This window comes from Massilia eburnea, assembly GCF_050709955.1.
Taxonomy (GTDB): Bacteria; Pseudomonadota; Gammaproteobacteria; order Burkholderiales; family Burkholderiaceae_D; genus Rugamonas; species Rugamonas eburnea_A.
In genome coordinates this window covers 1-19,289 of record NZ_JBNZFX010000033.1, presented here as the reverse complement: position 1 = coordinate 19,289, position 19,289 = coordinate 1, and the positions used below count along the sequence as shown (strand labels likewise).

Here is a 19,289-nt window from a genome sequence, read left to right as displayed (position 1 = left end):
CACTGTTGAGACCTGCCAATCCTGGGAGAACGCAGTGGCCACCCTGCTGGATAGGATGAAGCTATGGCGACGTTTTCTATTGCTGGGAATTATGGCCGTGCTGCTGGTCGCACCGCCGTCCTACCTGTTCCTGCGTGAGAACAGCCGCAACATTCAATTTTCCTCAATCGAACAGAGCGGGCTCACACCCGGCGCCCAGGCTCTCGACCTGTTGCAAAGCATCCAGCAGCACCGTGGCCTGTCGGCCGCCTTCGTGGGCGCGGGCCAGTTGGCCGCTGAGCGCAGCGCCAAGGAGGCCGAAGTCAACCGCCTGATGTTCGGCATGTCATCCATGCTGGCCGAGGGCGAGGGGCAGGACCGCAAGATGTTCGCCCGCATCCGCGACGAATGGACAGCGCTGGCACGCGACGTCAGCACGCGCAGCCTGGCCACGGTGGAAAGCTATGAGCGCCATACCGCGCTGTGCGAATTCACCCTGCTCTTCATCGAACAGCTGGCTGACCAGTCCGGCCTGTCGCTCGATCCCGATGCCGATTCCTATTACCTGATGCGCGCCACCTACTTCGACTTGCCGCGCGTGGCGGAAGACCTGGGACAAATGCGCGCGCGTGGTGCCGGCTTCCTGGCCACCCGCAAGATCGATATAGAGGGCCGCGCCATCATGTACAGCCTGCTCAGCAAGGCGCGCCAGGCCAGCGCCGGCATGCAGCGCACCATCGGCAAGGCGTATGCCGCCAATCCCGTGCTGAAGCAGAAGCTCGACATCCCCGTCGCGGCCGCCACCGCTGCCGCTGCCGAAGTGACGGAGCTGGCACGCACGCGCATCGTGATGGCGGATACGCTGGACTATGCCGCACCCGATTACATCGCCGCCACCACGCGCGCGATCGACCAGCAGTTCAGTGCGGACGATGCGGCGTTTGCGCTGCTGTCGGCCCACATCGAGCAACGTTTGCATGAACAAAACGCAACCCGCAAGTTGCTGACCGGCGGCATTCTGGCCATTGCCGCGCTGGCGATCCTGGTTGGCTATGCGATCGGGCACCACCTGATTTACCAGATCGGCGGCGAGCCATCGGAAGTGTGCGAGGTGCTGCAGCAAGTGGCCCTGGGCGACCTCACGCAGCGCATGCAACTGCATCGGGACGATCGCCGCAGCCTGGCCTATATGGTGCAGGACATGGCGCAACGCCTGCATGCCACGGTGACCAGCGTGCGCCAGTCGGCGGACGCGCTGGCCAATGCAGCGGCGCAGGCCAGCGCCACTGCGCAGGCCCTGAGCACCAGCTCCACCGAACAGGCGGCCAGTGTGGAACAAACCAGCGCCTCCATCGAAGAAATGAGCGCCTCGATTTTCCAGAACCACGAAAACTCCCGCGTCACCGACGACATGGCGGCACGGGTAGCCGGCTATGCGGAGGAAGGCGGCGACGCGGTGGCGCGCACCGTGACGGCGATGCGGCAGATCACCAGGGAAATCGCCATCATCGACGACATCGCCTACCAGACCAACCTGCTGGCGCTGAACGCCGCCATCGAAGCCGCGCGCGCGGGCGAGCATGGCAAAGGCTTTGCCGTGGTGGCGGCGGAGGTACGCAAGCTGGCCGAACGCAGCCAGGCCGCGGCGCAGGAGATCAGCGGCGTCGCGCAGGACAGCGTCGCTGTGGCCAACCAGGCCGGCAAGCTGCTGAAGGAAATCGTGCCCGGCATCCGCAAGACTTCCGAACTGGTACAGGAGATCAACGCGGCATCGCGCGAACAAAGCAGCGGCGCCAGCCAGATCAGCGCAGCAATCAACCAGCTCAGCGATACCACCCAGCGCAATGCCGCCGCCGCCGAACAGCTTGCCGCCACCGCCGAGGAACTGGCCGGCCAGGCCGAGACCCTGCTCGACGCTGTGGCGTTCTTCAAAGTTTGACTGAAGCTTGATTTATGTCATGGTGCTGTCACACCCAATCCCTATAATGGACACATCTGCTGCACACGCAATCGATATGCGTGGCGGCGGAAGGTGCGCCGGCTCAATGCCGGCGCAACCGCTTCCGTGGTATCTTCCCACCCATGCAAAAATTCCTGACCCTGCTGTTCCTCAGCGACGCCCACGCACGCTTGCGCTTCTGGGGCGCCATCACCCTGTTCGTACTGAACTGCATCATCGGATCGATCCCCGGCGCGCGTGCCGAGGCTGCGCAATACGCCAGCGGCCTGGTGCTGCATAGCTTCGGCTATTCGGTGCTGGCCTTCATGCTGTTCACCGGCTGCAAAGGCGAGCCTTCACAACGCGCGCTCAAAGCGGTGTTCGGCATCGCCATCATGGGCGCCATCGACGAGATTGTTCAATCCTTCTTCCCTTACCGCCACGGCTCGGTCGACGACTGGCTGGTCGACATGGCTGCCGCGATCATCGCGTCGACGCTGATGTGGGCCGTGTGGAGCTTGCGCAAGCGCCCTGCCGCTTGACGTGCGTCGGCGGTTGACGGAACGGCGTACACTTCCCCGGCGCGCAGACCTTACGTGGGCTTCTTATGGAGGATGTATGAAACTTTCCGTGATCATGCTGCTGAGCCTGGCCCTGGCGGGCTGCGCTCATGACAGCAGCAAGAACACCGCCAGCGTGGATGAGGGCAGCAGTAGTTCGACTGCCGCCAATTGGGATGGCGTGGTGCAGTCGATTGATCCGGCCGGTTCCATGTCGGCCGGCGGTGCGGTTGGCGCAGCAGCGGCCGGCAGCGGCAGCGGCTACCGCGTCACCGTGAAAAAGATGGACGGCTCGATCGAGACCGTGAATGTGGACAGCATGCCCAGCTACCGCGTGGGCGACAATGTCCGCTATTCGAGCGGCTCGCTGAGCACCAGCCCCAAATACTAGTAGACCTTTTCGACCTGGTAGCCGTGCTGGCGCAGCAAGGCCGGCACGCCCTTGTCGCCGACCAGGTGCAACAGGCCGATGCCGATGAAAGCATCGCCCTTGCGCATGATCGCCTCAATATTGGCTGCCATTTCAGGATTGCGCTTGCCCAGCAAAGTGCGGTCCATGAAGCGGGCGGACACCGTGTCGCCCGTGGTCAGCTCATGCGTTAGCGCGGAGATGCGCGACGCATCCGCCGCCCCCCATGCTTCCACCAGGCCCGCCGATTTGCGCAGCGCAGCGCCGCTGTCGATATCGGCGATATTCTCCAGCAGGTAGACTTCCTGTTGCGCGTCGCTCAGCGCGCCGAACAGGCCGAGCTGGTAGTCGGCGGTCTCCAGTTCCTGCAGGGGCTTCTTCTGCCGCGCCGCGTTGTTCAGCAAATAGCCTTCCACGCCAAGACCGCGGTTGAAGCCGCTCTTTTCGATCTCCTGCCCCACCAGGATATTCGCCACCACCCATGGGCGGTAATGTTCGACGCTGGACAGCGGCAGCTTGACCTTGTCCAGCGCCACCTGCAATTTGGCCAGCGCGGCAGGCGATAAATGCGCGCCGATGGTTTGCCCGGCCGGGTATTGGCCGTGGCGTTCCAGCGCCCGGTAGTACGGCGCGCTGGCGCGCACGTCGAGTTCCAGCACCAGCGAGCTGGACTTGGCGAGCGCTTCGGTGACTTCCGGTTCGAGCGGGAAGAAGTCCTGCTTGCCGACGTGGATGGTGCCGAACAGGTAAGAAGTTTTGCCTTCGTGATGCACGCGGTACAGCGTGCCGCGGCGCGGCACATCGTTGACCTGGATCGCATCGGTGGGCGCGGCGGAGTTCGCCGGCGGGATACTCATATCCATGGTGTGTGCCGACAGGGAAAATGACAATGCAGTCAGGAAGACAAGCTTGCGTAACATGGCATCTTTTCAGGGGATGCCTGTGGTGCAGCCAGGCATGGGCTGTAGGCTTCCGGTGCGAAAGCCTTGTTGCCCATGGTAATGTCATTTACTGCCGCAAGGCAATACTCATTTCACCAACAACGTCGACAATTACTTCGCCAGCTCCATTAAAACGGCCGTGTACATTTCCAGATTGAGAAGTAATTGTTTCTCCGTTATGAATTCATGCTCAGAATGGCCGGTGTAGACCTTGCCCGGCATGGTCGGGCCGAAGCTGACAGCGCGCGGGAACAGGCGCGAATTGGTGCCGCCGCCGATCGAGATCGGCTGCGGATCCTTGATGCCGCTGTAGTGCGAAAACACCTTCATCAGGGTCGGCAATTGCGGCGCCTTGTCCTGCACCCACGGCTCGCCAATTTGCGCGACCAGGGTGGCGCGCGGCTGGTTTCCGGCCTTCCAGGCGTCGAAGGCCTCGTTGATTTCCGATGTCAGCTGGGCTGTTGTTTTTCCGCGCGGGCGGCGCAGGTTGATGCCCAAAACCAGGCCGTTATCGGTTTCCTTCAAGGTGGTTGGCGATACCGTCATCGGCCCCATGAAGTCATCGCTGTAGGCAATCTTGCCGAACTTCTCACCTTGCAGGCCGGTGCCGATCATGTCGTTGACGAAGTCGATCATCATGCCGGCCTGGCTGGCGCCCCAGTGCTGCACGTCCAGCGCATCGGCCAGCATGGCAATGGCATTCACGCCATCCTCCGGTTTCGAGGAATGGGCCGCCAGGCCCTTGGCGGTGACGCTCAGGCGCGTGCCCTGCCATGCGTACCGGTAGCTGACGCCCTTCTGCTGCGCGGCACGGGTTCGGATCGCCGTCTCCAGCGCGGCATCGGCATTGTCGATCACGGCGCGCGCATCTTCCGGAATCTGGCTGTCGAAGAAGCCGCCGGTGAAGCTGGTCACCAACGGCCCACTGCCCGGCGCCGACGCCATGTTCGGCAAGGTCACGCGTACGCCGCCCCAACCATTTTCAGCCGTCACTGCGGGATATTCGGCGTCGATGGTGATATTGGTTTGCGGCGGGGTATGGGTCTTGAGGAAGGCTTCCAGCGGCGCCCAGTCCGATTCCTCGGCCATGTAGATATACAGCTCGATGCGCTTTTTCAGCGGCGCTTTGCGGTCCTTGATTGCCTTCATCGCGTACATGGCGGTGGCGATCGGACCTTTGTCGTCTTCGGTGCCGCGTCCCAGCAGCAGCCCCGGCTCGCTGGTGCGATCAAGCTTGAACGGCGACTGCTTCCACTTGCTCGGGTCCACCGGCTGCACGTCGCCGTGGGTGATCACCCCGACCCGCTCCTTGCCTTCGCCAAGGCCGATCACCATGATGTAGCCATGGTCTGCAAAGTCCAGCCCCAGGTGCGATGCTTCCTGCTTGATGAAGCGCTTGAAGCCGATATGCTGCGGATTCTTTTCAAACGGCACCTTGGCGTCGGCCACGGTATTGAAGCTAACCATGCTGGCCAGGCTCTCGATCACCTTTTCGCCGTAGGTCTGGCGGGCATAGCGCGCGGCTGCGGTGGTGTCGCTGCCGAGAGGCGTCGCGGCGTGGGCGGTGGCGAAGGCCAGCGTGCTGGCTAGTGCAAGTCTCTTGATCATTTTGCTATTGGTAGTTGGACAGGATTTTGTTGATGGCGCCTTCGCGCACTAACTGGGTGATGGCGGCATCGACTTCCGCCAGGGCCACGCGGCCCTTTTCCGAAACCGCGCAGCGCGTGCTGTAGCTGCGCACTACCAGCGGCTCATGGACATTAACCTTTTCGCCCTTATGCAATTGGTAGTCGTAAAACGATTTGATGGTGGCGACGTGGCGCAGGCGGCCGGCGGCCAGCTTGCGCAGGTTGGCCAGGTTGGAGTGCGCGTCGGCGCGCACAAAGCCGGTTCCCATGGCCTTTTCCATTTCGGGGTACTGGAAACCGAGCACGGTGCCGATCGGCTGGCCCCACAGGTCGAGCAGGCTTTGCGGCTGTGCCACCGCCAGCGTGGTGATGACTGTTTCGGTCTGCGGCATGAAGGCTTGCGTCCAGCCGAAACGGCCCGGCAGCCATTCGGGCAGGTACATGCACAGCACATCGCCCTGCCCCGCTTCGAGCGCCATCGCGATGCGCTTGCGCGGCATGGAAAGCGTCACCGCTGCGCGGCCCATCTTATGCGCCAGCGCCTCCGCCAGGTCCTTGTGGATGCCGCCAACCACCTGGCCGTTGCGGATGTCGGCCATCGGCATTTCCGTGCCGGTATCGACCAGCATCACCACTTGATCGGCGCGTGCCGAACCAGCGGTCAATAGTGCGAACATGATGGCGGAAATGGCTTTCATTTAGAAATATTAACCCACCAGCAGGCTTTTTGTTTCGGTGCTATCCTGCTGCGCCATGAATCAAGAGCATCACATCACTCCCGCCATGATCTTGCTGCTGGCAGTTGCCAGCGGCCTGATAGTCGCCAATCTCTATTACGCCCAGCCCCTGGTGGGCCCAATCAGCCGGGCCACCGGTATCGAACCCGGCTCGGCCGGCCTGATCGTCACGTTGACGCAGATCGGCTACTGCCTTGGCCTGGCTTTCATCGTCCCCTTGGGCGACCTGCTGGAAAACCGCCGCCTGACCGTGACGCTGCTCGGTGCAACCTCGGTCGCGCTGCTTGGCGCGGCGATGGCCAGCAATGCCGCCACCTTCCTTGCCGCCGCCTTCTTTATCGGGCTTTGTTCGGCAGCGGCGCAGGTGCTGGTACCGTTTGCCGCGCACATGTCGGCACCGGAACGTCGCGGCCAGACCGTCGGCACGGTGATGAGTGGGCTGCTGTTGGGGATCATGCTGGCGCGGCCGGTTTCCAGCCTGGTGACCGATGCGCTGGGCTGGCACGCGATCTTCTATATTTCCACCGCTGCCATCGCCGTACTGGCGGTGGTACTGCATCTTCGCCTGCCGCAGCGCAAGCCGCAGGGCGGCTACCGCTATGGCGCGCTGCTGGCCTCCATGTGGACGCTGCTGCGCACCACGCCGGTGCTGCGCCGCCGTGCGGCTTACCAGGCCTGCATGTTCGGCGCCTTCAGCCTGTTCTGGACCACGGTGCCCCTGGTGCTGGCCAGCCCCGCCTTCAACCTTTCACAGACCGGCATTGCGATCTTTGCGCTGCTGGGAGTGGCGGGCGCCATTGCATCGCCGATTGCCGGCCGGCGGGCCGACCAGGGCAAATCCCGCTCGACCACCCTGATGGCGCTGCTGGCTGCCGTGGCGGCATTTGGCGCACCGCTGCTATTCCATGGCAGCCGCGAATCCACGCTGGTGCTGCTGGTGCTGTGCGGGATCGTGCTGGATATGGGCGCTTCGGGCAACCTGGTGCTCGGCCAGCGCGCCATTTTCGCGCTCGGCGCTGAAATGCGCAGCCGCCTCAACGGCCTGTATATCTCGATCTTCTTCGCCGGCGGCGCCTTCGGCTCATGGCTGGGCGGCTGGACCTGGGCCCACTATGGCTGGCACGGCGTGCTGGTCGCGGGCCTGCTGTTCCCGCTGGTGGCGCTGCTGGTATTCGCGACCGAGCGCCGCGACTAATGCGCCCACATCCGGAACTCTCCCTGCATCTGCAGGTTGCCGTTGAGATTGACGCTGCCAAGATTGCCGGTGACGGCAGCAGTGGGATCGTTCTGCACGCTCATTGATTCGAATCCGAAGTTTGTGTAGCGCATCTGCGACGGCAGCGTGATGGCGATATAGTCGCCGCTGCCGTCCGGACGTGCCTGCACATTGAGGCCGATGGCAAACATGTCGACCGTGCCGCGCACATTGCGCAGCACGATGTAGCGCGGCTGGCCGCCGTCATGGAAGCCCAGCGACAGGCGGCTGTCAGTCACGGCGCCCACCAGGGTCGGATCGTTCACCACCACGTGCGCCGCGAAGCTGATGCCGTCGCGTGCACTGACGCCGGACAGTTCGCCGTCGTCGAGCGGGCGCGGCGGCGCGGCCTGCAGCATGGCCGGAACCAACAGCAATAGCGCGGCAAGTCTGGTCATTGGCGGAATTTGATATCGAGGTAGTTGATCTGGATATTGCCGATACGGGAAGCGCCCAGGTCGACGTTGCCGCCGGGCGCCGTAAAACTGATCTTGCCGATCTCAATGCCGCCGCTGGCCGCCTGGCCGGTGCCGTACTGCGCGTCCGGCGCGCCGATGCCGATATGCAGGCGCGGGCCGTTTTCGTCGGCCAGCGCATTGATGAGCGCTGGCTGGCGCGCGACGTCGGCAATAACCCAGGGCTGGCCGGTGAAGTTGCCGTTTTCGTCGGTGGCGCCGATCCGGATGTTATCAAGGCCCATCTGGCCGACCGTATTGGCGCGGCCGTTCGGGCGCAGTGCCCACTGCCCTATCTCCATGCGCATCGCGACACCGAGCGCCAGACCATCCTGCGTGCGCGGCGTGGAGAATTGCCAGCCGCCGCCATACAAGGCCAGGTCGCTCACGACGATGGCGCCGCCATCGCGCTCGATGCCGTCGGCGCTGACCCCGAAGTCGTAGGCGAGCTGCCATTTCTGCTCGCCGTTGGGGTTTTGCGGCAGCTTGAACTGCGCGATGTCGGCCAGGCCGTTATTGCTGCGCACGATGTCGAAGCGGTAGGGATCGGAAAATGGCGTCGCACTGTCGCTGCGCGATGCGCTGGGATTGCCGGCCCAAATGCTGGCGCCGTCCGGGCGCGTGTAGGTCACCCGCAGGTCGCCATTCATGGAAAAGCCGTTCAGGTCGAAGCTGACGCCGTCGCGGCCCCGCACATCGGACAGCGCGCTGTCGTTCAGCGGGCGCAATCCGTCGGCATGTGCCAGTGCCGGCGCCAGCGCGATGCATGCGGCCAGCAGCAAGCGGCGCGCGTCCATCATCAGCGCCCTGCCGGCAAGGTTGGCGCAGCCATGGTGGCAGCGGGCGCCATCGGCGCGGCGATCGCCGCCGGCGGCAATGCGCTCAGTGATACCAGCTTGTCGCGCCAATTGAGCCAGACGCCCGACTGCGCGGCATCCGGCAACTGCGTCGTGCCACTTGGCGCCTGGAATTGCACGCCCGACTTCAGCACGGAAATCCAGAAATCGCGGCTCGGCCCGGAGGCGTCGCCAGCGCGCACCCCGACCAGCGAGCTGGCGCCATCCCAGCGCTTGCCGCCGCCCGCGTCGGTATGCGAATCGATGCTGCTTAGCTGGCCGTTGGCGTCCACGCCGCTGACCAGCAGGGAACCTGACAGGCCATTCGCCTTCAGGCCCACGTCGCCTTTGATGCTGTCGAAGCCCATGCGCATGCCCACCACTTCGCGCGGCGCAGCCGCATCGCCGGTGTTGCGGTACACGACTTCGAAATATGGATTGGTGATCGACACTTTGCTGCCGTTCTGCCCGAACTGCAGCAACGGCATGTCGATATCGGCGCCCGTACCCTCCCGCGAAGGAAAGCGGTAGTCGCCAAGACGGATGTGGCGCAGGCTCGCATTCAATTCCACGTCCGCATCGAGCGCGATGCGCGTGAAATCGAAGCCGCCCAGCGTGCTATTGCTCACTGCCAGCAAGCCCTGCCCGCGTGCGCGCGACAGGTCGTCGTCGCTCATGGGCCGCAGCTGCGCAGAAGCCGGTGCGCAGAAAAAGGCGGCCGCCAGGGCGGCCGCAAAGAGACGGGATTCCATCATCAGGACATTCGCAGAGCGGCCGCTCCCACGGCCGCAGCGGCGATCAGTGTGCCCAGATCCACACTTGGGTGCCACGCAGGTCAAGCTGGTTCATGGCCATCGAACCGTAGGAAGCATTGCTGCCGCCCATCTTGATTGCATCAACCGAGATGTTCAGCAGTTTGCCTGCCGCCACTTGCACGTCGGCTGGGATCGCGATCTGCACCACGTCGCCGCCGGTTGCCGGGTTGTAGAAGGTGCCTGGGTTGGTCACACCGGCAGCGCCGGCAGCCTGCAGGAAGGAGTTGCGCGACAGGATGTCGATGGTGGCAGCGATCAGGCCGTTGACCTTGATGCCGTTGAAGCTCACCGAACCGCCGCCCAGGCCGTTGGCATCCACTGCGTCGGTGTCGGTGTAGACGAAGGATTCGACTTTGACGTTCAGGTTGGCGCCGATCGACACGCCGTCCTGGCCGGTAACGGCGCTCAGTTCTGCGTCTTTGATCGGGGTCATGGCCGATGCCGACAGGGCCAGGGTGGACAGGGCGATTGCTACAGCGGTGGTAATGCGTTTCATATCGTTGATCTCCGTTCGAATAAGAATAATGTGCGTGGTTTTATGCTCCTGTGTACCTCCTTGCCGGTGGCGGGCCTGGTGGGCCCGGTGCGGCGAGGCACCGTCTTAATATTGTCGCAATATTAATTAAATTTATGATAGGTGGCGTCGCCTGACAGGGTCTAGCGTTTCACACTGACCGCACAGGCCAAACGCTTGGCCTGGCGAGCCACCCAGAGGAAGAGCGCCGTTGTGCACATGTTGCCTGCATTAGCATAAGTTTTCGTGTGCGAAGTAGAGGTGTGCATCTAATTTTTATGCATTGTGCAAGCCGTGAAACGTGCGTAAATAAATAACAAAAGAGCAAGGACGAACGTTCGTCCACATTACATCGGAGACGCCATGGGTGCAGGAATCGACGCGCGCGCGACGCGCAAGGGCAGCGCTTACCCCAACGATCGGGAGCTGCCATGCTGATGCTGTTGATGGGGGTCCTGGCGGCCCTGATTGGCGGTTCCGCCGCCCTCTCCCGGCACGACGTGCAGGAGCGTCCCAAAGGCCAGTACGACATGCCGCAAACCATGCTGGGCGGCGGCAGCTACTCGCAGGCCGTGAGCATGGAGCCGTTCTCCGAACTCAAATACCGCCACATCGTGCGCCAGGCCTACGATTACAGCTGCGGCTCGGCCGCGCTGGTCACCATCCTCAAGTTCCACCTCGGTATCGACGTCAGCGAGCAGCAGGCCATGGAAGGCATGCTGGAAAAGGGCGAGAAGGAAAAGATCATCGAGCGCCGCGGCTTCTCGCTGCTGGACATGAAGCGCTACGCCGCTTCGCTCAATGTACCCGCCGCCGGCTACAAAGCCGAAGTGAAGGATTTGCTGACGCTGGAAGAACCGGCCATCGTGCCGATCGACTACGCCGGCGCCAAGCACTTCGTGGTACTGCGCGGCATCCGCAACGGCGTGGTCTTCATCGCCGATCCCTCGGCCGGCAACCTGGCTTTTTCGGTGCAGGAATTCGCCACGCTGTGGGACAAGAACACCTTATTCATCCTGTCCGCACCGGCCGGACAGAAAGCGCCGGCACAACTGGCACTGAATGACCAGGAGCTGGGCGTGGTCGACATGGACCGCGTCACCAACCACGGGCAGCTCGATCCTTTCAACAACACCACGCAACTGCTGGAACGCGCCGTCAATTCCGGCCCGGCCCGCACCTGGATGCACCGTCAATAAGGAAACGCGAATGAAATATCAGTACCTGCCATTCATGCTTGCCACCGCCCTGCTGGTGCATTCGACCGCCGGCGCACAGGAAAGCACGGCAGCCAACAGTACCGCCGCCGCCGCACGCGATGCGCTGGCGAAGAAGGAAGGTGAAGGCGACCAGAGCGCCCTGCTGAAAGAAACCCTGACCGCAGTCGACAAACAGTATTCCCTGATCCGCAAAGGCAAATCGCAATACACCTATGACCTGAACTACACCTACATCGGCCAGGAAAAAATCGTCACCGATATCGCGGCCGATGGCCTGACCCTGTTCGAGATCGAAAACGTCTCGGCCCACGTCGTCACCAACACCTTGTCGGTCGACTATGGCGTGTGGGACAACCTGACCGCCAACGTGACCCTGCCCGTGATCGGCAAGTTCGCCGAGTCGCGCAACGGCAACAATACTTCGTTCTCGCTGGGCGACATCGCCATCGGCGCCCGCTACCAGCCGTGGGAAGCACGCCGCGACCGCGCCAACTTCACCGCCACCAGCAACCTGCGCCTGCCTACCGGCCGCAGCCCGTTCAAGATCATCGCCGGCAGCGGCGAGGCGACCGGCAGCGGCGTCGCAGCGCTGTCGCTGGGCATGAACGTCAACCGCATCGTCGATCCGGTGGCGCTGTTCGGCTCCTTGTCGCTGACTGCCAGCAGCCAGGCCACCGGCCTGCACCAGGCCAACGGCACCCGCGTGCTGACGCGCGTGGCGCCGGGCACACAGTTCGGCTTCGGCATGGGCTTCGCGTATGCCCTCTCGTATGGCATTTCCACAACGATGTCGTTCCAGGGAGCCATCGCCCAGGGCGCGAAGTTGCGTTTTGCCGACGGTTTGAACGTGCGCACCAATACGCAGACCTCGGCGATCCTGAACTTCGGCATGGGTTACCGCATGTCGCCGAAGAACACGGTCAATATGTCGGTCGGCATCGGCCTCACCAGCGACTCTCCGAACTTCTCGGTGGGCCTGAATTTGCCGTTGGCGTTCTGAAGAGGCAGCAATGCGAGCCCCGCTCCGCCTGGCGGCATGCGCCGCCGCGCTTGCCCACGTTCTGCCCGCGCACGCCGCGCTGGTGGAAAACCTGACCACCAGCGTGGTGGCCATGTCGCTCGGGAACGCCGTCACGGCCGACCCGCCTGGCATCGACTCGGTGCATTTCAATCCTGCCGGCCTGGCGCGCCTGCAGGGCGACAGCATGCAGCACACCGCGTTCGGCGCCTCGATCCGCGCCCGCGCCGGCTTCTCGGCACCGGCCGGCTTCGATATCGGCGGCTGGAAGGATGACCCGCTCAGCGGCACCCACACCGGGCCGATGCGGCAGACCATGTACATACCGACTTACGGCATGCCGGGCTGGCGCCTGCCCGGCGTGATCGTGCCGACCTTCGGCTTCGCATGGAACAATCCCGGCTCGCCGTGGACCTTTGCCACCAATTCCTATATGGCGCAGGCGATCAGCCTTGACCGCACCAAGGACCCGGACGACCCGGGCCGCTTCGACGGCCGCCAGATCCAGCTGCAACGGCTGGTCTGGGCTTCGCCCGCCGTCGGCTACAAGTATTCAGAGACGCTGCGTTTCGGCGCCGCCGTGCCGATCGCGCACTCGGCCTTCGTGGTCGATACGCATATGCGCTTCCCCAACCAGTTGCTGGGCATCTTCGGCAAGCTGCAGGAAGGCTGGTGCCCGGAAGAAGGCGGCAACATCATCGACACCTTCGGCTTTGGCCTGTGCGGCGGCGGCAAGGCCGGCATGGTCAATCCCTTCAAGAAGGCCGCCGCGATGCGGCTGGAGATGACTTCGCCGGTCGACCCGACGCTGAACCTGGGCGTGCTGTGGGAGCCGCGCGACTGGTTCGCGCTGGGCGTGGTCTACCAGGGCGGCTCGAAGACCCGCTACACCGGGCATTACACCTTCGAGACCGAGCCGATGCTGCGCAACTTCGTCAAGGGCCTGAATTCCAGCCTGTTCGGCCCCGTGGCAGGCGCCATCCTTGGCCTGCCGCAGTCGATCCCGGAAGTCCAGCATGGCAATATGTCGGCCAGCATCCCCTTCCCTTCGCACCTGCAGGTCGGCGTGAAGTTCAAGCCGGTGCGCTACGTGCAGTTGAACGTGGATGCCAGCTATGCGCGCTGGAGCGACTGGAACCAGCTGGTGTTCGAATTCGACCAGAGCATCAAGCTGCTGGAAGTGGCGCGCCTGTATGGCGTTCCCGATTCCAGCAAGCTGAAAATCCCGCGCGGCTACAAGAGTGTGCTGAACATGGGCTACGGCCTGCAGCTATTCCCGTTTGAAAACATGGCGCTGCGCTTTGGCTACGAGCCGCGCAAGACGTCGGTCCCGGCCAACAAGATCGACCTGATTGCACCGCTGCCGGACACCAAGTTGTATAGCGTGGGGTTGAACTGGCGTCTCAGCAAGAAGTATGAGCTGAACTTGGCCGCTTCCTATATGAGTGGCAAGTTCAATGCGCCGGCCGATTCGTCGGACAACATGAACAGCAGCAAATTCCTTAACATCATTTACAACCCTTACGCCGGCCAGGACGTGGCCGGCGACATCAAAGTCCGGTACGCCGGATTCAGTCTTGTTGAACATTTCTAGGAGCGAACGAGATGAAGAAACTCGCGACAATGATCGCCGCCCTGGCCATCGGGGGCTCAGTGCATGCGGCGCCGGTAGCGGCCGCAAAACAGGAATTGGTCAACCGCGTGCTGCAGCTGTGGCACCCGGAGAGCATCGGCGAGTCGATGCTGCAGGCGCCGGTCGGCGATGCGGTGCAACAGGCGCGTGCCGTGCTGCAGGGGCGGGTATCGCCTGAGAAGCGCGATGTCGCGCTGAAGGAGATCGTGGCCGATGCGCGCCAGTTCATGGACGAGAACAAGCCGCTGGCGCAAGCCAGCGCGCACAAGCTGGTCGGCACCACGCTGGCACCGATGCTGGCCGATCGCTTTACCGAGGAAGAGCTGCGCCAGATCATCACCATCCTCGAGTCGCCCGTGAAGAAGAAGTTCGAGGCCATGGTGCCCGAGCTGCAGAAGAAGCTGGGCGAAGGCGTGGCCGCCGATACGCGTGCCGTGATGGACCCCAAGCTGCAGGAATTGCAGCAGCGCATCGGCATGCGCCTGCGTAGTGCGGTGACGCCCTGAGCGGGAGCACAGGCCATGAGCTATTCTTCAGCTCTTCACCTGGTGCGCGGTGTGAAATCGCGCCTTTCCCATTCCGGCGTTGAAGCGGAAGCGCTGTTCGAGCAGGCCGGCCTGAATGAAGGCGACGGCCCTGGCTTGCGATGCGCTGACGCTCTCGGACAAACTCAGCCACCTGTGGGAGCTGGTGGTTGAACATTCAGGCGATCCGCTGATCGGCCTGAAGGTCTCCACCCCGCACCGCCTGGGCTGGCTGGGCGTGATGGGGCACATCATGCTGCTGTCGCCCACCGTGCAAAGCACGATCGAGCGCTGCCACGGCCACACGCGCGTGGGTATCCTGCTGCCCGGCATGCATCGCGTGGTACCGCGCCAGCGCTACGACTTCGTGTGGTGCGTGCTGCTGCGTACCCTGCGCTGTGCCTCCGGCCGCGACGACGCGGTGCCGGTCAAGGTGGAATACGCCTTCCCGGAGCCTGCCAACTCGGCATACTTCGAGAACACCTTTGGCTGCCCGGTGCATTTCAACCGGCCGCACAATGTGATGGAGTTTTCCGATACCGACATGGTGGCGGCGCTGCCACATGGCGGCATGCCGCCGCCAGGCGGACCCCAGCCCATCCTGGCGCAACTGGCCGAGGCGCAGTCGCCTGCGTTCACGGCCCGCGTGCAGGAGATCCTCGCTGCGCTGCTGCCGAAAGGCCCGCCGCATCGGGACGCGGTTGCAGGTTTGCTGGCCATGAGCGAGCGCACCTTGCAGCGACGCCTGGCCGAGGAAGGCACCAGCTTTTCCAACGTGGTGGATGACACGCGGCGGGCATTGGCGCGGCAATCGCTTGAAACCGGCGACCTGTCGTTGAAGATGCTCAGTTTCCAATTGGGTTTTTCCGAACCGAGCGCGTTTTATCGCGCCTGCAAGCGCTGGTTCGGCATGACGCCTTCCGACCTGGCCAATCATGGAGAGAAACATGGCATGGTATAAACCGGAACATCCCGCGCAACTGTTTGGCCAATTGCTGGTCAAGCATAATCTGGTCACCGAAGAGCAGCTGCAGAACGCCATCGCACAGCAGCGGCAGACCGGGCAGCGCCTTGGCGAAATCTTCGCCGAGTGGGAGCTGGTCACGCACCAGCATGTGCAGGACATCCTGCTCAAGCAGCGGCGCGTGCGCATGGCGGCGGCGCTGATCGGGGCGATCTTTGCCCCGCTGGAGGCTTATGCAGCCGAAACGCTGGCTGCCGCCCCCGCTGCCGTCAGCGCGCCTGCCGCCATCCTGCCGCGTGAAGGTTCGCTGGCGGCGCTGGCGGAACATGAACTTGATGCGGTCACCGCGCAGGGCCTCGACGACGAGCTGGTGCGGCAGGTGCGCGACCAGTTGAAGCGCAACGGAGTGGAAGTGAGCGGCGACCTGGCGAAGCTGGTCAATCCTGTGCTGGGACTGGTGGAATCGGATGTCAGCGTGCATAACGTGGTGTACGCGCCAAACCGCGCAGCGACCACCGTCAATCCCGATGGCTCGCTGTCGCTGAACCTGCCCACTACCATTGGAGAAATCAACTTCAACAACATCCGCGTGCATGGCGCCGCGGCAGGCGGACCGACGTTCGGCAGCATCTCGATCCGGGGCATCGACCTGACCGGCACCGTCATCACCCTGGCGCTCAAGCGATGAAGGCCGCATCCCGCCTGGCTCTTGCCGTCGCCGCCGTCACAGCCGTTTCCGCACCCGGCTTGGCAATCGCCGCCGCTTCCGTAACGCCGCAAGCCCCCGACGTGGCCACGCTGGCCGGCAGCACCATCCACGTGGCGGAAGCGCCAAGCCCCGGCCTGCCCGGCAAGGCGTTCACCGCCTGGACATTGGCTCCGGCTTCCGTCCCGCGCCTGTGCGCAATGGTGCAGGACTACGCCTCCTACTCCACCTACATGCCCAACACAAAAAGCGCGCTGCCAGTTGGCGAAGGAGAAGGATACGTCCTGGTCGACATGACGCTTGACCTCCCGCTAGGCCAGCAGAAGAAGTACCGCCTGCGCCTCGAGCAGCAACAGCAGCCGGACGCCGCCCAATGCAAGCTGGCATGGCGCCTGATCCCCAGCGGCATGGCGCCTGCGGACACCATCGCCGACACCACCGGCTACTGGCTATTTACGCCAATCGCCGGTGAAGGCGGCAAAACGCTGATTGAATATCACGTCTACGCCGATCCCGGCCCGGTGCCGTTCGGCTTCGGCTGGATCGTCGAGATGATGAGCAAGCGCAGCCTGCCGCGCACGCTGGAGGCACTGCGCGGGCAAGCCGCCAAATAGACGCGGCGGCGCGTCAATCAACGCAACGGAACACGCCCTTCATTTTCGACCGCTGTTCGGCCGTCAACTGCGCGGCGGTCGCGTTGTAAATGTAATTCGCCTCTTCCCGCATCAGCAGGAAGCTGCCATCCGCCTGCTGGCTCCACACCAGGTAGCCGCAGTACGTTTCGGCGTTGGCGAAGCGGCCGGTGAAATCCACCGCTGCATAAGTACCCGGTGTGCCGCTTTGCGAGCTGCGATAGATCGTCACTTTTTTCAGTTCGCGCTGCCGCATCTCGCCAGTACGCGCGGCACTCGCAGCCGCCGCATCGCGCCATCCTTCGAACGTCCACTGCAGCCGCAAGCCCGCCCCCAGCCGTTCCCATGCCTCGGCATAGCGCGCCGCATCCTTCTCGGCAAAGTAAGCCTTGCTCAACTCCTCAACGCGCGCCCGCTGCGAACTGCTTGGCTGCCATGAAGGCGCCGAACCGGCATTCTTCGGTGGCGCCAACGACTGCTGCAGCGCCGTATTCATGCTGCGGAATTCCTCCAGCATGCTGTCGCACGCTTCCTTCTTGGCATGGCACAGCGAGTTCATTTTGATCGACACCTGGCCATTTTCCATGACCACGGTGCGTCGCACAGCGGCAGGATGTGCCGGGTGGCCCGCCTGCGTGAACGACCACAGGGTGCGGTTCGCCTTGTCGTCCACGGTAGTCCAGCCGCCCTCTTCGGCGATCGTGACATCGCCGCGCGCTTTCAACGCCTCCAGCGCAGTCGCGGCGGAAGTGTAGCCAATGGCATCCGGCATAGCTGCCGATGCGGTCAGGAGTATCAGGAAATCGATCATGCGTTGCAATATAGAGCACGGCGCGGCAAAAGGTCAATTGTGGTAGCATCCGGCGGTCTTAGCACTCACCCGCGAGCCGCCATGCAATCCGCCCAACGTCTCTCTGATGTCGTCGCCACAGAGCTGGAAACCCGTATCCTCGAAGGCTCGCTGAAGCCCGGCGACCGCTTGCCGTCCGAGCGTGAACTGGCGGTGGAACTGGGCGTATCGCGCCCTTCCCTGCGCGGCGCCTTGCAGTCGCTGGTGGCCAAGGGCTTGCTGATAACGCGCCATGGCGGCGGCACCTTCGTGACCGATTCAATGCAGGCGGCATTCACCGATCCCTGGCAGCAAATGCTGAAGGATCACCCCGATATCCACGGCGACATGCTGGAGTTCCGCCACATGCTGGAAGGGCAGGCCGCGCAACTGGCGGCGGAGCGCGGCACCGAGGAGGACTTCGAACGCATCCGCACATGCCATGAAGCGCTCGAGCGTGCATTTGCGGCGCAGGATCTGGAACAGTGCATCAAGACCGACGTGGAATTCCACCAGGCGATTGCGGAAGCTTCGCACAATGTACTGATCGGTCACCTGAGTTCCAGCCTGCACAAAGTGATGGAAGGCCATGTACAAAGTAACCTGGAATACTTGACTGCGCGCCCCGAGCTGTGGGCGCAGCTCCAGGCGCAGCATCGCACGATCTGGGACGCCGTACGGAATCGCAGGATGGATGTTGCGGGACGCGCGGCCCACCAACACCTTGAATTCGTGCAGCAGACCATGCGCGAAGCAATGAGGAATGAGGAACGCCGCAGTACAGCGACACGGCGACTTCCGTCACTAAGCCGACCTTGAAGCAGCCTTACGTTTCTGCAGCCCGGTTCATCAGGCGAATGTACGCACCAAGTAGGACGCCTTGGTTGCTATCAGCCAGGAGCCCTCCACCTTATGCATGACAAAGTGATCGTTGAACAGCTTTTTGCCAATCCGCACCTTCACTGTGGCCGTTGAAAGGCAGTCCGAGATGTTCTGCATGGAGAGGATCACCTCGTCCCGAGGTTCGCCAGTTGATTGCGGACTAACTCTCCCTTTGATGAGCGCTGCATAGTCCAGCGAAGACATGGTTTGCAACCGGCCTTCATCAAGCCACTGGACAAGACAGCTTGGGTGGAAAATTTTATTGAAGTCGCGACTCTTCGGTTCATAGGCCAAATTGAAATAGTCATCAATCAAAGCGACGATGTCTTGGGTCTGGGTCATTGCCAACTCTCCTCAATAATTATTGAACGCCTCGTATAATGAGCGCTCCTTCCGCCCTCGACTACTGCGAATCGGTTATCGCTGCCATTACTGGAACACATAGATCATCATGGAAGAACTCGATGGAGGACTTATCGGTGGCCTGCTTGTCCTTGCAGCCGTAGCGGAAGCCAAGAGCTTTGGCCGTGCCGCCTCGCGTCTGGGCAAGACTCAGCCTGCGGTGAGTCGCGCTATCCAACGACTGGAGGACCGCTTACGCGCAAAGCTCGTACATCGAACCAGCCGTCACGTTGAAGTGACAGACGCTGGCCATGAGCTAATACTGAAGGTGATGCCGCTCCTCCTGGGAATTGAGGAAGCGACTGTTGGTGCATCGGGCCAAAGCCATAGCTTTATACACATCTCCAAAAGTCGTTTACGTTCAATGAGTTACGAACAGGCCTTGTAAACTTCCGTCAGATCGCGTTTACT

The 19,289-nt window shown here is 62.9% G+C and carries 22 protein-coding genes; 13 read left to right on the top strand and 9 right to left on the bottom strand.

The window, feature by feature from the left end; all coding sequences use genetic code 11:
* Positions 1-79: 79 nt before the first annotated feature.
* The 3 genes from ACQ4MM_RS20470 to ACQ4MM_RS20460 all read left to right on the top strand — a co-directional run bounded on the left by ACQ4MM_RS20470 (position 80) and on the right by ACQ4MM_RS20460 (position 2,869).
* Positions 80-1,918 carry a methyl-accepting chemotaxis protein gene (locus ACQ4MM_RS20470; protein WP_431479084.1) on the top strand — a complete coding sequence of 613 codons (1,839 nt, stop codon included), beginning with the start codon at positions 80-82 and terminating at the stop codon, positions 1,916-1,918.
* Positions 1,919-2,061: 143 nt separating this feature from the next.
* Positions 2,062-2,460 (top strand): VanZ family protein, encoded by a 399-nt coding sequence (locus ACQ4MM_RS20465; RefSeq protein WP_431479083.1) that lies wholly within the window; start codon positions 2,062-2,064, stop codon positions 2,458-2,460.
* 76 nt (positions 2,461-2,536) lie between these two features.
* Positions 2,537-2,869, top strand: a complete 333-nt coding sequence (locus ACQ4MM_RS20460; RefSeq protein ID WP_431479082.1) for a hypothetical protein — start codon at positions 2,537-2,539, stop codon at positions 2,867-2,869.
* Here the strand turns inward: ACQ4MM_RS20460 and ACQ4MM_RS20455 are convergent.
* The 3 genes from ACQ4MM_RS20455 to ACQ4MM_RS20445 form a co-directional block, all read right to left on the bottom strand.
* On the bottom strand, positions 2,866-3,807 hold the full coding sequence (locus tag ACQ4MM_RS20455) for a TraB/GumN family protein (protein WP_431479081.1): 942 nt from the start codon (positions 3,805-3,807) through the stop codon (positions 2,866-2,868). The two genes, ACQ4MM_RS20460 and ACQ4MM_RS20455, sit on opposite strands and share 4 nt — an antisense overlap.
* 132 nt (positions 3,808-3,939) lie before the next feature.
* Positions 3,940-5,436: a dipeptidase gene (locus tag ACQ4MM_RS20450; RefSeq protein ID WP_431479080.1), complete on the bottom strand. Its 1,497-nt coding sequence runs from the start codon at positions 5,434-5,436 to the stop codon at positions 3,940-3,942.
* A gap of 4 nt (positions 5,437-5,440) precedes the next feature.
* Positions 5,441-6,154, bottom strand: a complete 714-nt coding sequence (locus tag ACQ4MM_RS20445) for a substrate-binding periplasmic protein (protein WP_431479079.1) — start codon at positions 6,152-6,154, stop codon at positions 5,441-5,443.
* Positions 6,155-6,209: 55 nt separating this feature from the next.
* On the opposite strand from ACQ4MM_RS20445, the gene ACQ4MM_RS20440 reads away from it, so the two are divergent.
* Positions 6,210-7,388 carry an MFS transporter gene (locus ACQ4MM_RS20440; RefSeq protein ID WP_431479078.1) on the top strand — a complete coding sequence of 393 codons (1,179 nt, stop codon included), beginning with the start codon at positions 6,210-6,212 and terminating at the stop codon, positions 7,386-7,388.
* Here ACQ4MM_RS20440 and ACQ4MM_RS20435 read toward each other — a convergent pair.
* From ACQ4MM_RS20435 to ACQ4MM_RS20420, 4 genes are read right to left on the bottom strand one after another with little or no spacing between them, the layout of a single operon-like run.
* Complete coding sequence (locus tag ACQ4MM_RS20435; RefSeq protein ID WP_431479077.1) at positions 7,385-7,846, bottom strand: hypothetical protein; 462 nt, start codon at positions 7,844-7,846, stop codon at positions 7,385-7,387. The genes ACQ4MM_RS20440 and ACQ4MM_RS20435 overlap by 4 nt on opposite strands.
* A complete protein-coding gene (locus ACQ4MM_RS20430; protein WP_431479076.1) occupies positions 7,843-8,811 on the bottom strand; it encodes a DUF6160 family protein in 969 nt (322 codons plus the stop codon). Before ACQ4MM_RS20430 ends, ACQ4MM_RS20435 begins: the two co-directional genes overlap by 4 nt.
* Positions 8,703-9,494 carry a hypothetical protein gene (locus ACQ4MM_RS20425; RefSeq protein WP_431479075.1) on the bottom strand — a complete coding sequence of 264 codons (792 nt, stop codon included), beginning with the start codon at positions 9,492-9,494 and terminating at the stop codon, positions 8,703-8,705. Before ACQ4MM_RS20425 ends, ACQ4MM_RS20430 begins: the two co-directional genes overlap by 109 nt.
* Positions 9,495-9,537: 43 nt before the next feature.
* On the bottom strand, positions 9,538-10,050 hold the full coding sequence (locus ACQ4MM_RS20420; protein WP_055936636.1) for a DUF6160 family protein: 513 nt from the start codon (positions 10,048-10,050) through the stop codon (positions 9,538-9,540).
* 449 nt (positions 10,051-10,499) lie between these two features.
* Here ACQ4MM_RS20420 and ACQ4MM_RS20415 point away from each other — a divergent pair, with 449 nt between their 5' ends.
* The 7 genes from ACQ4MM_RS20415 (at position 10,500) to ACQ4MM_RS20385 (ending at position 16,747) form a co-directional block, all read left to right on the top strand.
* The gene (locus tag ACQ4MM_RS20415; protein ID WP_431479074.1) at positions 10,500-11,267 is read left to right on the top strand and encodes a C39 family peptidase; all 768 of its coding nucleotides are present in this window, start codon (positions 10,500-10,502) and stop codon (positions 11,265-11,267) included.
* 10 nt (positions 11,268-11,277) lie between these two features.
* Positions 11,278-12,288 (top strand): transporter, encoded by a 1,011-nt coding sequence (locus tag ACQ4MM_RS20410; RefSeq protein ID WP_431479073.1) that lies wholly within the window; start codon positions 11,278-11,280, stop codon positions 12,286-12,288.
* A 10-nt stretch (positions 12,289-12,298) separates the two neighbouring features.
* Positions 12,299-13,900: an OmpP1/FadL family transporter gene (locus tag ACQ4MM_RS20405; protein WP_431479072.1), complete on the top strand. Its 1,602-nt coding sequence runs from the start codon at positions 12,299-12,301 to the stop codon at positions 13,898-13,900.
* 11 nt (positions 13,901-13,911) lie between these two features.
* Positions 13,912-14,445, top strand: coding sequence for a DUF2059 domain-containing protein (locus ACQ4MM_RS20400; RefSeq protein ID WP_431479071.1), 534 nt, complete (start codon positions 13,912-13,914; stop codon positions 14,443-14,445).
* A 115-nt stretch (positions 14,446-14,560) separates the two neighbouring features.
* Positions 14,561-15,424, top strand: a complete 864-nt coding sequence (locus ACQ4MM_RS20395) for an AraC family transcriptional regulator ligand-binding domain-containing protein (RefSeq protein ID WP_431479070.1) — start codon at positions 14,561-14,563, stop codon at positions 15,422-15,424.
* Entirely contained in the window at positions 15,411-16,115 is a 705-nt protein-coding gene (locus tag ACQ4MM_RS20390; protein WP_431479069.1) for a hypothetical protein, read from the top strand. The genes ACQ4MM_RS20395 and ACQ4MM_RS20390 overlap by 14 nt, the downstream gene beginning before the upstream one ends.
* Complete coding sequence (locus tag ACQ4MM_RS20385) at positions 16,112-16,747, top strand: hypothetical protein (RefSeq protein WP_431479068.1); 636 nt, start codon at positions 16,112-16,114, stop codon at positions 16,745-16,747. Before ACQ4MM_RS20390 ends, ACQ4MM_RS20385 begins: the two co-directional genes overlap by 4 nt.
* A 13-nt stretch (positions 16,748-16,760) precedes the next feature.
* On the opposite strand, the gene ACQ4MM_RS20380 is transcribed toward ACQ4MM_RS20385, so the two are convergent.
* Complete coding sequence (locus ACQ4MM_RS20380; protein WP_431479067.1) at positions 16,761-17,576, bottom strand: DUF4019 domain-containing protein; 816 nt, start codon at positions 17,574-17,576, stop codon at positions 16,761-16,763.
* Between the two features lie 81 nt (positions 17,577-17,657).
* Here ACQ4MM_RS20380 and ACQ4MM_RS20375 point away from each other — a divergent pair, with 81 nt between their 5' ends.
* The gene (locus tag ACQ4MM_RS20375) at positions 17,658-18,413 is read left to right on the top strand and encodes an FCD domain-containing protein (RefSeq protein ID WP_431479066.1); all 756 of its coding nucleotides are present in this window, start codon (positions 17,658-17,660) and stop codon (positions 18,411-18,413) included.
* Positions 18,414-18,443: 30 nt separating this feature from the next.
* Here ACQ4MM_RS20375 and ACQ4MM_RS20370 read toward each other — a convergent pair whose 3' ends face one another.
* Positions 18,444-18,818, bottom strand: coding sequence for a nuclear transport factor 2 family protein (locus ACQ4MM_RS20370; RefSeq protein ID WP_431479065.1), 375 nt, complete (start codon positions 18,816-18,818; stop codon positions 18,444-18,446).
* A 109-nt stretch (positions 18,819-18,927) separates the two neighbouring features.
* On the opposite strand from ACQ4MM_RS20370, the gene ACQ4MM_RS20365 reads away from it, so the two are divergent.
* Positions 18,928-19,266, top strand: a complete 339-nt coding sequence (locus ACQ4MM_RS20365; protein ID WP_431479064.1) for a LysR family transcriptional regulator — start codon at positions 18,928-18,930, stop codon at positions 19,264-19,266.
* Positions 19,267-19,289: the final 23 nt, after the last annotated feature.

Coding starts and splice junctions, on each gene's coding strand:
- ACQ4MM_RS20465 (WP_431479083.1), top strand. CDS start 2,062: ATGCAAAAATTCCTGACCCTGCTGTTCCTCAGCGACGCCCACGCACGC.
- ACQ4MM_RS20460 (WP_431479082.1), top strand. CDS start 2,537: ATGAAACTTTCCGTGATCATGCTGCTGAGCCTGGCCCTGGCGGGCTGC.
- ACQ4MM_RS20455 (WP_431479081.1), bottom strand. CDS start 3,807: ATGTTACGCAAGCTTGTCTTCCTGACTGCATTGTCATTTTCCCTGTCG.
- ACQ4MM_RS20450 (WP_431479080.1), bottom strand. CDS start 5,436: ATGATCAAGAGACTTGCACTAGCCAGCACGCTGGCCTTCGCCACCGCC.
- ACQ4MM_RS20445 (WP_431479079.1), bottom strand. CDS start 6,154: ATGAAAGCCATTTCCGCCATCATGTTCGCACTATTGACCGCTGGTTCG.
- ACQ4MM_RS20440 (WP_431479078.1), top strand. CDS start 6,210: ATGAATCAAGAGCATCACATCACTCCCGCCATGATCTTGCTGCTGGCA.
- ACQ4MM_RS20435 (WP_431479077.1), bottom strand. CDS start 7,846: ATGACCAGACTTGCCGCGCTATTGCTGTTGGTTCCGGCCATGCTGCAG.
- ACQ4MM_RS20425 (WP_431479075.1), bottom strand. CDS start 9,494: ATGATGGAATCCCGTCTCTTTGCGGCCGCCCTGGCGGCCGCCTTTTTC.
- ACQ4MM_RS20420 (WP_055936636.1), bottom strand. CDS start 10,050: ATGAAACGCATTACCACCGCTGTAGCAATCGCCCTGTCCACCCTGGCC.
- ACQ4MM_RS20415 (WP_431479074.1), top strand. CDS start 10,500: ATGCTGATGCTGTTGATGGGGGTCCTGGCGGCCCTGATTGGCGGTTCC.
- ACQ4MM_RS20410 (WP_431479073.1), top strand. CDS start 11,278: ATGAAATATCAGTACCTGCCATTCATGCTTGCCACCGCCCTGCTGGTG.
- ACQ4MM_RS20405 (WP_431479072.1), top strand. CDS start 12,299: ATGCGAGCCCCGCTCCGCCTGGCGGCATGCGCCGCCGCGCTTGCCCAC.
- ACQ4MM_RS20400 (WP_431479071.1), top strand. CDS start 13,912: ATGAAGAAACTCGCGACAATGATCGCCGCCCTGGCCATCGGGGGCTCA.
- ACQ4MM_RS20395 (WP_431479070.1), top strand. CDS start 14,561: ATGAAGGCGACGGCCCTGGCTTGCGATGCGCTGACGCTCTCGGACAAA.
- ACQ4MM_RS20390 (WP_431479069.1), top strand. CDS start 15,411: ATGGCATGGTATAAACCGGAACATCCCGCGCAACTGTTTGGCCAATTG.
- ACQ4MM_RS20385 (WP_431479068.1), top strand. CDS start 16,112: ATGAAGGCCGCATCCCGCCTGGCTCTTGCCGTCGCCGCCGTCACAGCC.
- ACQ4MM_RS20380 (WP_431479067.1), bottom strand. CDS start 17,576: ATGATCGATTTCCTGATACTCCTGACCGCATCGGCAGCTATGCCGGAT.
- ACQ4MM_RS20375 (WP_431479066.1), top strand. CDS start 17,658: ATGCAATCCGCCCAACGTCTCTCTGATGTCGTCGCCACAGAGCTGGAA.
- ACQ4MM_RS20370 (WP_431479065.1), bottom strand. CDS start 18,818: ATGACCCAGACCCAAGACATCGTCGCTTTGATTGATGACTATTTCAAT.
- ACQ4MM_RS20365 (WP_431479064.1), top strand. CDS start 18,928: ATGGAAGAACTCGATGGAGGACTTATCGGTGGCCTGCTTGTCCTTGCA.